At 67.4% G+C, this 12024-nt stretch carries 10 protein-coding genes; 5 read left to right on the top strand and 5 right to left on the bottom strand.

The window, feature by feature from the left end; translation table 11 throughout:
* Nucleotides 1-202 precede the first annotated feature (202 nt).
* Complete coding sequence (gene ppa / locus DM992_RS08035; protein ID WP_034178734.1) at nt 203-730, top strand: inorganic diphosphatase; 528 nt, start codon at nt 203-205, stop codon at nt 728-730.
* 55 nt (nt 731-785) lie between these two features.
* Here the strand turns inward: ppa and DM992_RS08040 are convergent, their stop codons facing one another.
* Together DM992_RS08040 and DM992_RS08045 are read right to left on the bottom strand one after the other, a co-directional pair.
* Nucleotides 786-1625, bottom strand: a complete 840-nt coding sequence (locus tag DM992_RS08040) for a GIY-YIG nuclease family protein (RefSeq protein ID WP_111016356.1) — start codon at nt 1623-1625, stop codon at nt 786-788.
* Between the two features lie 49 nt (nt 1626-1674).
* Entirely contained in the window at nt 1675-2709 is a 1035-nt protein-coding gene (locus DM992_RS08045) for an AraC family transcriptional regulator (RefSeq protein WP_111016357.1), read from the bottom strand.
* Between the two features lie 151 nt (nt 2710-2860).
* Here DM992_RS08045 and DM992_RS08050 point away from each other — a divergent pair, with 151 nt between their 5' ends.
* Nucleotides 2861-5119, top strand: coding sequence for a glycoside hydrolase family 3 C-terminal domain-containing protein (locus tag DM992_RS08050; protein ID WP_111016358.1), 2259 nt, complete (start codon nt 2861-2863; stop codon nt 5117-5119).
* 95 nt (nt 5120-5214) lie between these two features.
* On the opposite strand, the gene DM992_RS08055 is transcribed toward DM992_RS08050, so the two are convergent.
* Complete coding sequence (locus DM992_RS08055) at nt 5215-6393, bottom strand: GNAT family N-acetyltransferase (protein ID WP_111016359.1); 1179 nt, start codon at nt 6391-6393, stop codon at nt 5215-5217.
* Between the two features lie 109 nt (nt 6394-6502).
* On the opposite strand from DM992_RS08055, the gene DM992_RS08060 reads away from it, so the two are divergent.
* A complete protein-coding gene (locus DM992_RS08060; protein WP_111017858.1) occupies nt 6503-8209 on the top strand; it encodes an NAD+ synthase in 1707 nt (568 codons plus the stop codon).
* Nucleotides 8210-8286: 77 nt separating this feature from the next.
* Nucleotides 8287-8625, top strand: a complete 339-nt coding sequence (locus DM992_RS08065; protein WP_006398637.1) for a P-II family nitrogen regulator — start codon at nt 8287-8289, stop codon at nt 8623-8625.
* A 139-nt stretch (nt 8626-8764) separates the two neighbouring features.
* On the opposite strand, the gene DM992_RS08070 is transcribed toward DM992_RS08065, so the two are convergent.
* Complete coding sequence (locus tag DM992_RS08070) at nt 8765-9850, bottom strand: porin (protein ID WP_034184914.1); 1086 nt, start codon at nt 9848-9850, stop codon at nt 8765-8767.
* Nucleotides 9851-10406: 556 nt separating this feature from the next.
* Nucleotides 10407-11333, bottom strand: a complete 927-nt coding sequence (locus tag DM992_RS08075) for a LysR family transcriptional regulator (RefSeq protein WP_111017859.1) — start codon at nt 11331-11333, stop codon at nt 10407-10409.
* A 133-nt stretch (nt 11334-11466) separates the two neighbouring features.
* Between DM992_RS08075 and DM992_RS08080 the strand changes: the two genes are divergently transcribed.
* Complete coding sequence (locus DM992_RS08080) at nt 11467-11964, top strand: GNAT family N-acetyltransferase (RefSeq protein ID WP_072440889.1); 498 nt, start codon at nt 11467-11469, stop codon at nt 11962-11964.
* The last annotated feature ends 60 nt before the right edge of the window (nt 11965-12024 follow it).

Genomic DNA, 12024 nt, shown 5'->3' on the forward strand with positions numbered 1-12024 from the left:
GGCGTTTCAGCGCCAGCGCCGATCCCATCCAACGCCGCTTGTCGTTCGACGGCCGGACATCCGGAACGATTATCGCGCCGATCGTCATCCGGACGCCACCGATCGATTGGCTATAATGGCGCATTCCGTTGAGGGACGCCGGCGGCGGTGCATCGGCCGCGGCGCCCTGTCCCGAATTCCCATCGACCTACAGAGAGCGCTCATGAGCTTCAATCATGTTCCGGCCGGCAAGGACCTGCCGCAAGATTTCAACGTGATCATCGAGATTCCCGCGCAAAGCGATCCGGTGAAGTACGAGGCGGACAAGGAGCTGGGCCTCCTCGTCGTCGACCGCTTCATCGGCACGGGCATGCGCTATCCGGTGAACTACGGCTACATCCCGCAGACGCTGTCGGGTGACGGCGATCCGGTCGACGTGCTGGTGATCACGCCGTTCCCGCTGCTGGCCGGCTCGATCGTGCGTTCGCGCGTGCTCGGCATGCTGCAGATGACCGACGAGTCGGGCGTCGACGCGAAGCTGGTCGCGGTGCCGCACGACAAGATCTGCCCGATGACGGCGAACCTGAAGTCGATCGACGACGTGCCCGAGTACCTGAAGGACCAGATCAAGCACTTCTTCGAGCAATACAAGGCGCTCGAGAAGGGCAAGTGGGTGAAGGTCGAGGGCTGGGCCGGCATCGAAGCCGCGCACAAGGAAATCACCGACGGCGCCGCGAACTACAAGAAGTAAGCGGCGCGCCGGCCCGATGGCCGGTTCGTGCGAAACGCAGACCGCGCGTGTCTCCTCAGGAGGCCGCGCGGTTTTGTTTTGCGCGCGCGGTTTTCTTGCGTGCGGAAGGCGATGCGGGCGCGGGCGGGGTGGTGGTATTCGGTGTGTCCTTCGCGCGTTTGGCGCGGCGACGGACAACGGAGATTTCGGTGGCTTCGGCGGATTTCGTGGCCGACGGACGGCGGCGGGCCGGTGCGGGCGCGACGGTGTCGCGTCCGTTCGCGACCGGCTTGCTGCCGGCTGCCGACGCTTTTCTTTTCGACGACGGGGACGCGGCCTGTTGGTTCATTTTTGCCGGTGTGCCGCGCGACGAGGTCTTTTTTACGACCGCATCGCCGTCGCTCTTCGCGCGCTTCGCGACCGGCGCGGCTTTTGAGGTCTTGGGCACCTTGACCGCTTGTCGGGTCTTCGCGGGTTTCGCAGACTTGATGGCTTTCCCGGCTTTCCCGGCTTTCCCGGCAGGCTGCTCAATTTCAGCCGTCTTCGTCGCGCTATCGACGCTCTCCGCTTTTGCCTTCACCTTCTTCCGCCCGCGCGCACCCGCCTTCAACCCGGCAACCTCGCCACGCCCGTCGACCGCCACACCAACCGGCAGCACCGATTCCAGCGTCCGCAACCCGGCCGCCAGCTCACGCTTCTGCGTAGGCGTGAGCCGTTTCACCCAGTATTCGGCGCGCGACGCGCTCGACCGGTCGGGCAGCGGAAACGACGCGAGCACCGCGCGCGGCTTGCGCGAGCGCGTGTAGCGCGCGCCTTTGCCGGCGACATGCTCGTCGAAGCGAGCGGCGACGTCGGTCGTGATGCCCGTGTAGACGCTGTCGTCGGCGCATTCGATCAGATACAGAAACCAGGACATGGCAGGGCGGCGGGATGCGAAGCCGCCAGTGTCTCAGAAAAGGCGTGCGTCAACGCCATCGATCGCCGTGCCCGTCGCGAAAGCGGCTCGGCGCCGCGCCGAGTTCGCGCGTGAAGAAGCGCGTGAACGCGCTCGTCGAACGGAAGCCGACGCGCACGCCGATCTCGCCGATCGGCAATTGTGTATTCAGCAGCAGGTCGCGCGCTTCGCCGAGCCGCGCCTGCGCGACGAGCGCGTGAAAGCCGACAGCTTCGCGATGCAGCCGCCGGCGCAGTGTCCAGCGCGACATCGCGAAGCGCGTGCACACGTGCTGCATCAGCGTGTCGGCCGGCACGTCGGCGTCGTCGGAGGTACGCAGCCAGTCGCGCACGCATTGCTCGACGGACGAGCCGAACGTCGAGCGCACGCGAACGCGGTCGCGCGCGGCGTCGGCCGCATGACGCTGGATGCCGGCGAGCGGTGCGTTGTAGCGCTCGAACGGCGTGTCGAAGTGCGCGGAGCGCAGCACGATGCGGTTGTGCGCGGCGTCGAACGACACCGGCGCGCCGAGCATGTCGCGCAGCGCGGCCGCGGGCGCGAACGCCCGGCCCGCGAATTCCGCGTCGTCGACGCGCACGTGGGGATCGTACAGGCGCGCGAGCGCCGCGAGGATCGCGAGGTTCGCGAGCGCGCTGCCCGCGTGCCGGCCCTCCCCTTCGTTCACGTATTCGAGCGCGATCGCATCGCCGTTCTCGTGCGCGAAGAGCCAGTCGACGTTGCCGATCAGCTCGCGATAGTGCAGGTAACCGTGCAGCGCGTCGCGCAGCGTCGCCGCGTTGCACGTGACGCCCGCGAGCTCCGGGAACGGCACGAGCCACGGCACGGCCTGCGGCGGCGAGCGGTGCCAGGACAGCGGCCATCCGCTCGTCAGCCGCATCGCGGCGACGTGCCGGTCGCCCGCGATGCGGCGCGTGTCGTCGGCGAGTTCGGCCGGCCCGATGCCGAGCGTCTCGTAAAGCGGAGCAACGTCGATGCCGTTCGCGCGCGCGTCTTCGCACAGCCAGCGGTAGATCCGGATGGATACCGATTTCTGTCGCAACTCCATGTCTGTCTCCCTGTCGTCATGCCGTTCGGGTTTGTCCCCGCTGCGAGAGGTCAACGCATGCTCCTGCCGGTCAAGCGTGGTGACCGGTCGATTTTTAGACTCGGACGCTGGAGTGAGGCGACAAGTACAACAGATCGATTCAGGAGGATCAATGAAAACTTCGCTGTTCCGGTGTTCGACGATCGCGTCCGCGTGCGCGCTCACGGTGCTGCTCGCGTCGTGCGGCGGCGACGACATTCAGCCAGGCCCCGTCGCGCCGGCCGACCCCGATGCTGCTGCCGACCAGCGCGCGGCTTTGCTCGGCGAGCAACTGACGACCGACGAGAAGCTGCAGCTCGTGCACGGCACGGGCATGCCCGCGCTCGACCTGGGCGGACCGTTTCCGGCCGACGCGTTGAACGGCGCGAGCTACATCCCGGGCGTGCCGCGGCTGGGCATTCCGGGCGTCAGCAGCGCCGATTCGGCGGGCGGCGTGAACGTGAAGAACGCGCGCGTGACCGCGCTGCCCGCGCCGGTCGCGCTCGCGGCGACATGGGATCCGGCGCTCGCGGGCACCTACGGCAAGCGCATCGCGCTCGAACTGCGCGCGCTCGGTTTCGCGGAAGGGCTCGGCGGCGGCGTGAACCTCGCGCGCGAGCCGCGCAACGGCCGCACGTTCGAATACATGGGCGAGGATCCGGTGCTCGCTGGCACGCTGAGCGCCGCGCGCACGAACGCGACGCAGGCGCAGAAGGTGATCGCGACGATCAAGCATTTCGCGTTCAACGATCAGGAAACCAACCGGATGACGATCGATTCGGTCGTCGACGAGCGGACCATGCGCGAGGCCGAGCTGCTCGCGTTCGAAATCGGCGTGAAGGACGGCCAGCCGGGCAACGTGATGTGCTCGTACAACAAGCTGAACGGCGTCTATGCGTGCGAGAACCCGTATCTGCTGACGACGGTGCTGAAGAACGAGTGGGGCTTCAAGGGCGTCGTACAGTCGGACTGGGGCGCGACGCATTCGACGGTCGCGGCCGTACAGGCGGGGCTCGACGAGGAACAGCCGGGCGCGGCCGACGACAACAACGCGCCGCTCGGCTCGTTCTTCAACACGAAGCTGCGTGCGGCGCTGCAGGCCGGCAGCGTATCGGTCGCGCGCCTGAACGACATGGTGCAGCGCAAGCTGCGCACGCTGATCCGCATCGGCGTGATGGACGCGCCGCCGAAGCCGGGCGGTGCGATCGACGAAGCCGCCGGCAACGCCGATGCGCTCGCGATCGCGCGACAGTCCGCGGTGCTGCTGAAGAACGCGGCCGTGCCCGGCGACGCGCAGCCGGTGCTGCCGCTGGCGGCCGGCGTGCTCAAGTCGGTCGTCGTGATCGGCGGGCATGCGGACGCGGGCGTGCTGTCGGGCGGCGGCTCGGGCGCGGTGCCCGCGATCGACGGCAATGCGGTGACAACCTGCCAGCAGCCGGCCGACACGCTGTTCGGCGGCTGCGCGACCTGGTACAAGTCCGCGCCGCTCGCGGCGATCCGTGCGAAAGCGCCGAAAGCATCGGTCAGCTATCTCGACGGGACCGACGCGAATGCCGCCGCCAGCGCGGCCGCGCAGGCCGATGTCGCGATCGTGTTCGCGACGCAATGGCAGACGGAAGGGCTCGACCTGGCGAGCCTGTCGCTGCCCGATGCGAAGGCCGATCCGTACAACCAGCAGTACGACCAGAACGCGCTGATCGCGGCAGTCGCGGCGAAGGCGAAGCGCATGATCGTCGTGCTCGAGAACGGCAGCCCCGTGCTGATGCCGTGGCTCGCGAACGTGCACGGCGTGCTCGACGTATGGTATCCGGGCGCGCAGGGCGGCCAGGCGATCGCGGACCTGCTGTTCGGCGATGCGAACCCGTCGGGCCGGCTGCCGCTGACGTTCCCGAAGCAGGAGGCCGACCTGCCTCAGCCGACGATCGACCCGGCGGACCAGCAATCGGTCTATGCGGAAGGGCTCGCGTACGGCTACCGCTGGTTCGACGCGAAGGCGATCGAGCCGCTGTTCCCGTTCGGCCATGGGCTGTCGTACACGACGTATGCGCTTGCCGGGATGACCGCGCAGGCCGATGCATCGGGCAACGTGACGGTTGGCGTGACGGTGACGAACACGGGCGCGCGGGCCGGTACGCAAACGGTGCAGATCTACGCGGCGTTGCCCGCATCGCTCGGCGAACCGCCGAAGCGGCTCGTCGGCTGGACCAAGGTCGCGCTGCAGCCGGGTGAGTCGCGCGCGCTCAGCATTGCGATTCCGTCGCAGCGTTTCGCGACCTGGGACGTGAACACGCATGCATGGCGGGTAAGCGCGGGCAGCTATACGCTCACGGCCGCCGCGTCGTCGCGCGATCCGCAGGCGCTGTCGCAGGCGGTGTCGCTCGCGGCGCGCTGACCGGCGCGTCATGCACCAGGCCGGCTCGGAGCGGCGCCCCGGCCGGCCCGGCGCCGAATTCTCCCGATGCGGGCCGGCGCACGGGCCGTCTCGCGCTACTCGGTGCCGCGCCGGAACGGATCGTGTTCGCGCAGTTCGTCGACGTACGCGTGAATCTGTTCGGTCTCGCGTTCGAGAAAGCGCGCGACCGCATCCGAGAACGCCGGGTGCGCGAGCCAGTGCGCGGAGTGCGTGACGGTCGGCAGGAAACCGCGCGCGAGCTTGTGCTCGCCTTGCGCACCGCCTTCGAACGTATCGAGCCCGGCCTCGATGCAGAATTCGAGCAGCTGATAGTAGGCCGTTTCGAAATGCAGGCACGGCACGTGTTCGATCGCGCCCCAGTAGCGGCCGTACAGCGTGCCGCCGCCGTGCTCGCCGCGCCGGTAGATGGCGAGCGCGCTCGCGATCGGCCGGCCGTCGGCTTCCGCGATCACGAGCAGCAGGTTCTCGGGCATCGTCGCGCCGATCGTGCGGAAGAAGTCGAGGTTCAGGTACGGGCTCGAATAGTGTTCGCGGTAGGTCTGCCGGTAGCAGCGCGAGAAGAAGCGCCAGTCGGCGTCGGTGATCCGGTCGCCGGTGAGCCGCCGGAACGTCACGCCCGCATCGTGCACCTTGCGCCGTTCCGCGCGGATGTTCTTGCGCTTCTTCTGCTCGAGCGTGGCGAGGAAATCGTCGAAGTGGCGGTAGCCGTCGTTGATCCAGTGGAACTGCACGCCTTCGCGCAGCATCATCCCCATCGATTCGAGGAGCCGCGCTTCGTCGCCGGTCGGGAACAGCACGTGCAGCGACGACACGTCGCTCTGCTCGGCGAATGCGAGCAGCGTGGCTGCGAGCCGGCGGCGCGCATCGTCGTCGGCCGCGAGCAGTCGCGTGCCCTGCACGGGGGTGAACGGCACCGCGCACAGCAGTTTTGGGTAGTAGGGCAGGTCGTTGCGCTGGTACGCGTCGGCCCACGCCCAGTCGAACACGTATTCGCCGTACGAATGCTGCTTTGCGTAGACGGGCGCGGCGGCAGCAAGGCGGCCGGTGCGCGCATCGGTCAGCGTGACGAAGTGCGGCGACCAGCCGGTATCGTCGACCGCGCAGCGCGCGACGTGCAGCGCGTCGAGGAATTCGTGGCGCAGGAACGGCGTCGGCTGCGCGTCGCGCGCGAGCAGCGCGTTCCATTCTTCGGCCGGCACCTCCGCGGGGGACGACAGGATGCCCGTGCGATAATCGATGCGTTCGTGTTTCAAGCGTGAATCCGTACCGTTGGATGTTGCCGGATGCGTGCCGTCGTGGCCCGCGTCCGGGACGATTTCGTCAGCCGTTCAGGGCGCGCCGCCGGGCTGCGCCGATCCCGTCATGAAGACCCGACTCGCTCTCGCCCAGATCAACGTCACCGTCGGCGATTTCGCCGGCAACGTCGCGCGCATCGTCGCAGCCGCACGCGCCGCGCACAACGATGGTGCGCACCTGATGGTCGCGCCCGAACTCGCGCTGTCCGGCTATCCGCCGGAAGACCTGCTGCTGCGGCCCGCGTTCTACGCGGCGGCGGCGGCCGCGCTCGACTCGCTCGCCGACGCGCTGAAGGCGTTCGACGGGCTCGCGGTGCTGGTCGGCCATCCGTTGCGCGGCGCGGGCGGCCATCCGCTCGCGCCAGCCGTCGATGGTAATGCAAACCGCCCGATCGAGCGCGGCGTGCCGCCCACCGACACCTTCAACGCGGCGTCGCTGATCGTCGGCGGCGAGATCGTCGGCACCTACCGCAAGCAGGATCTGCCCAACGCCGAGGTGTTCGACGAAAAGCGCTATTTCGCGACGGACGCCGAGCCGCTCGTGTTCGAGCTGAACGGCGTGAAATACGGCGTGATCATCTGCGAGGACGCGTGGCACGCGTCGGCCGCGCAGATCGCGAAGGCGGCCGGCGCGCAGGTGCTGTTGATCCCGAACGGCTCGCCGTACCACATGAACAAGGAAGCGGTGCGCATCGACATCCTGCGCGCGCGGATCCGCGAGACCGGGCTGCCGATGGTGTACGTGAACCTCGTCGGCGGCCAGGACGAGCTCGTGTTCGACGGCGGCTCGTTCGTGCTCGACGCGCAGGGCGCGCTCGTCGCGAAGATGCCGCAGTTCGACGAAGGGCACGCGATCGTCGAATTCGACGGCGCGCGGCCGCTGCCCGGCACGATCGCGCCCGAGCTGTCGACTCACGCGCAGGTGTACCGTGCGCTCGTGACCGGCGTGCGCGACTACATCGGCAAGAACGGATTTCCCGGCGTGCTCGTCGGGCTGTCGGGCGGCGTCGATTCCGCGCTGGTGCTGGCCGTCGCGTGCGATGCGCTCGGGCCCGAGCGTGTGCGCGCGGTGATGATGCCGTCGCGCTTCACGGCCGACATCTCGACCACCGATGCGGCGGAGATGGCGCGGCGCGTCGGCGTGCGCTACGACGAGATCGCGATCGCTCCGATGTTCGACGCGTTCCGCGCGGCGCTCGCGGGCGAGTTCGCGGGCCGTGCGGAAGACGCGACCGAGGAGAACATCCAGGCGCGCATCCGCGGCACGCTGCTGATGGCGCTGTCGAACAAGTTCGGCTCGATCGTGCTGACGACCGGCAACAAGAGCGAGATGGCGGTCGGCTACTGCACGCTGTACGGCGACATGGCCGGCGGTTTCGCGGTGATCAAGGATATCGCGAAGACGCTCGTGTACCGGCTCTGCCGCTATCGCAACGAGACGGCCGACTACGTGCTGCGCGACGTGATTCCCGAGCGGATCCTGACGCGCGCGCCGTCGGCCGAGCTGCGCGAGAACCAGACCGACCAGGACAGCCTGCCGCCGTACGACGTACTCGACGCGATCATGCGGATGTATATGGAAGAAGACCGGCCGCTCGCCGAGATCGTCGCGGCAGGTTATGCGCAGGCCGACGTCGAACGCGTGACGCGGCTCATCAAGATCAACGAATACAAGCGCCGCCAGGCGCCGATCGGCATCCGCGTCACGCATCGCGCATTCGGGCGCGACTGGCGCTATCCGATCACGTCGCGCTTTACCGAGCGTCTCGACTGACCCGTGCGCGGCTTACCGCACGGCTTACAATCGGGATCGCGATTTTTCATCCAAACGAGCATTGAGGGACAACCATCATGAAACGCATCACAGCCATCATCAAGCCGTTCAAGCTGGACGAAGTCCGCGAAGCGCTCGCCGAAGTGGGTCTCACGGGCCTGACCGTGACGGAAGTGAAGGGCTTCGGTCGCCAGAAGGGGCATACCGAACTGTATCGCGGCGCCGAATATGTGGTCGACTTCCTGCCGAAGATGAAGATCGAGGTGGTCGTCGCGGAAGCGCAGGTCGACCAGGTGATCGACGCGGTGATCGGCGCGGCGCGCACCGGCAAGATCGGCGACGGCAAGATCTTCGTGTCGGACGTCGAACGCGTGATCCGCATCCGTACCGGCGAAGAGAACGAAGCGGCCGTCTGACCGGCACGCTTCATGCGGGCCCGCGGCTGCCGGCCCTCCAATAAAAAACGGTGCGATACCCGGTTGGGTACCGCACCGATACGCGCCTCTCGCAGCAGCGTGGAAAGTGTTGCCGAATCGTTCTTTGGACGGCGCCTGATCAGAACAGGTGCTGGATGCCGGCGTAGACGCCGGTCTGGCTGCCGCCCGGATGCGGGTTGCCGGTCGAAACGGCCGTGCCCGCGCCGTTGGCGTTCAGGCCGAAGTTGGCCGTCGAGCTGTTGCGCACCGTCGCGACCTGCACGTCGAACAGCGTGCGCTTCGAGATGTTGTACGAACCGCCGACCGTATAGATGTTCGCGTTGCCGCCGCCGTGGTTCGCGTTCACGTGATACACCGCTGCGATCAGTGCCGCCGCAGGCGTGGCCTGCCACGTCACGCCGCCCCAGACCTGCTGGGTGCCGGTGATACCGTTGTTGACGGCCGGGCCGCCGCTGCCGTCCGCGTGCGACGACTGGTACGCAGCCTGCAGCTTGAACTGGCCGAGGAACACGTTCGCACCCGCGAAGTATTCACGCGAGTAGTTGAACACGTCCGAGAAGCGGCCGTTGCTGTCGCGCGTTTCGTCGTAGATGCCGCGCAGCTGGAACAGCGAGTTCGTGTAGGTGATCTGCGCGCCGGCTGCACGGCCCGGCTGGCCGGCCGTCGTGTTGCCGTTGAAGCTGGTGGAGTTCGAGAACGCGAACTGGCCGTAGAAGTCGAAGCCGTAGAACTGCGGCGACTGGTACGACACGTTGTTGCTGGTCTTGTTCCAGTTGCGGCCGCGCACCAGCGATGCCGACGACCAGCTCGACTGGCCCAGCGGATCGAAGTCCCACACGCCGTTCGCGATCGCGAGTTCACGACCGAACAGCAGCGTACCGTAGCGGTCGTTCGAGATGCCGACCGTCGCGAAACGATCCCAGATCGAGCCGGACGTGCCGAGACCGCCGTTCATCGTGTTGAACGCGCCTTCGAGGTGGAACAGGACCTTGTTGCCGCCGCCGATGTCCTCGCTGCCCTTCAAGCCCCACAGGCTCGTGCCCCAGTCGCCGCTTTCCGCGCGCACTTGGTGGCCGTTTTGCAGGCCGTTCAGGTACTCGATGCCTGCATCCAGGCGGCCATACAGCGTGACGCTGCTCTGCGCGTGCGCCGTCACCACCCCAGCAGCCATCAGCGCGGCCGCGACCAAAGCTTTCTTCATCATCTCCTCCATACCCTGTCAAAAAGTCAACCCAGACTGCACGAGATGCCCGGAGCGCGAGCGCCGGGCAAAAGCGGGATAACCAGGGAGACCTCGTGCAGAGCCGGTAAGCGCGGCACGCGGGCAAGCAGACGGAAAACCGTTGAGCGGTCCCGCGCAGCCGGGTCGGCCTGCGGGGTCTCCTTGTATCGTCGTGAAGCTAAACTACATTTCACGAACTTCGTTTTGCTACTTTGGTTACTAATTTAGCAAAAATACAATTTTGTGGCGATGGAAATCGTTGTTTGACTAACACCTGTCGCCAATTTGCCATGCAACACAGTGCGCAACAGGTGGGATAGGGGTTCGCAACTACCGGAAAACCCTTGTCCCGCAAGGGAGACATGAATTCCGCGTACATGGGTCAAGGATTGCCACTATTGACGTTGCAGGGGCGCGGGCGTAAGCGCGAAAGACGTGAAATCGGTAAGTATTTCGTAATGAATCGGCGGCCGCCGGATGCCGCTGTCCAGTGCCTGCAACGCCCGCCGCATAAGGCATGCGGCCCGGCGTATGGAACTCAGCCGGGGCCCGGCCGTGCGTCGAGCAGTTGCGCGCGAATCCAGCGGTGAGCATCGGTGCGCGCATGCTTTGCGTGCGAATAGACCTTCACCGTGTAGCGAGGGATTTCGAACGGCGCGGGGAAGATGCGAATCGGCGCCGCGTGCCGCAGCGCTTGCGCGGCCCGGTTCGGCACGGTCATCAGGAGTGCGGATTCCGCGATCACGAACGGCGCGGCGAGCACGGTCGGCAGCTGCACGGCGACCTGTCGCGCGAGGCCGAGCCGGTCGAGCACGTAGTCGACGACGCCGCGCGATTCGTTCCACGGCGTGACGACCACATGGCGGGCCGCCAGGTACTGGTCGAGCGTCAGCCGCCGGCGAATGTCCGGATGCGCGGCGCTTGCGATCACGACGTAGTCGTCGGAGAACCAGTCGAAATCCTCGATGCCCGGGGCGTCGGCCGTCGATTCCTCGTGGTAGCCGAGCGCGAAATCGATGCGGCCGGCCGCCAGCTCGTCGACGGAAATCTTCCGGTCGGAATGCACGACGCGGATCCGCAGCCGCGGCGCGACGTGCTGGAGGCGCGCGAGGAACGCCGGCAGCACCGCGAATGCCGTGTAGTCGGTCGCGGCGAACACGAACGTGCGATCGCTTTGCGCGGGATCGAAGCGGCGCGCGCGGGCGAGCCCCTTCGACATCGCGTCGAGCGCGTCGCCGGCCCACGTGGCGATGTCGTCGGCGCGCACGGTCGGCTGCATCTCGTTGCCGAGGCGCACGAACAGCGCGTCGCCGATCGCGTCGCGCAGCCGCGCGAGCGCGTGGCTCAGCGCGGATGGGCTCATCGCAAGCTCATGCGCGGCCGCGGCGACCGACCGGTGGCGGTACAGCGCGTCGAACGCGAGCAGCAGGTTCAGGTCGAGACGACGCAGGTCAGGATGCATCATGTTCAGGTCCGGATGAAGAAACTGCACTTCCTGCAGGCACGACGTGAACGTAGCATGACGGTCTGATCGGCGCCAGCGCGGTTGCGCGGCGCCGTTTTCCGTTTCAAGTCCGGGCCGGAGGAGGGCTCAACCCGTGCAAATCGACATCCGTACCGCCACCGTCGCCGACGTGCCGCTGATCCTGCGTTTCATTACCGAGCTGGCCGTCTACGAGAAGGCGGAGCACGAAGTGATCGCGACGCCCGCGTCGCTCGAGCGCAGCCTGTTCGGCGAAGGGTCGCCGGCGCGCGCGCTGGTGTGCGAGGTCGACGGCGAGCCGGCCGGCTTCGCCGTGTATTTCTTCTCGTATTCGACCTGGCTTGCCCGGCAGGGGCTGTATCTCGAGGATCTGTACGTGTCGCCGCGCTTTCGCGGCGCGGGCGCCGGGTTGCGGCTGCTGAAGGCGCTCGCGCGGATCGCGGTCGAGTCGGGCTGCGGGCGATTCGAATGGAGCGTGCTCGACTGGAACGAGCCGGCGATCCGTTTCTACGAGAGCGTCGGCGCCGCGCCGCAGAGCGAATGGGTGCGTTACCGGCTCGCGGGCGACGAACTGCGCGCTTTCGCCGACGGCGCGCCGGTGAGCGCCGCGTAAACGCAAAACGGGCGCCCCGCGGGGCGCCCGTTCGCACGCCGTGCGTGCCGTGCGCTACGT

Origin of the sequence: Burkholderia sp. JP2-270, assembly GCF_003233675.1 — a bacterium.
GTDB classification, from domain to species: domain Bacteria; phylum Pseudomonadota; class Gammaproteobacteria; order Burkholderiales; family Burkholderiaceae; genus Burkholderia; species Burkholderia pyrrocinia_C.

What these genes read in the sequence shown, in the direction of transcription:
- ppa (WP_034178734.1), top strand. Translation starts at nt 203, where the DNA reads ATGAGCTTCAATCATGTTCCGGCCGGCAAGGACCTGCCGCAAGATTTC.
- DM992_RS08040 (WP_111016356.1), bottom strand. Translation starts at nt 1,625, where the DNA reads ATGTCCTGGTTTCTGTATCTGATCGAATGCGCCGACGACAGCGTCTAC.
- DM992_RS08045 (WP_111016357.1), bottom strand. Translation starts at nt 2,709, where the DNA reads ATGGAGTTGCGACAGAAATCGGTATCCATCCGGATCTACCGCTGGCTG.
- DM992_RS08050 (WP_111016358.1), top strand. Translation starts at nt 2,861, where the DNA reads ATGAAAACTTCGCTGTTCCGGTGTTCGACGATCGCGTCCGCGTGCGCG.
- DM992_RS08060 (WP_111017858.1), top strand. Translation starts at nt 6,503, where the DNA reads ATGAAGACCCGACTCGCTCTCGCCCAGATCAACGTCACCGTCGGCGAT.
- DM992_RS08065 (WP_006398637.1), top strand. Translation starts at nt 8,287, where the DNA reads ATGAAACGCATCACAGCCATCATCAAGCCGTTCAAGCTGGACGAAGTC.
- DM992_RS08070 (WP_034184914.1), bottom strand. Translation starts at nt 9,850, where the DNA reads ATGATGAAGAAAGCTTTGGTCGCGGCCGCGCTGATGGCTGCTGGGGTG.
- DM992_RS08075 (WP_111017859.1), bottom strand. Translation starts at nt 11,333, where the DNA reads ATGATGCATCCTGACCTGCGTCGTCTCGACCTGAACCTGCTGCTCGCG.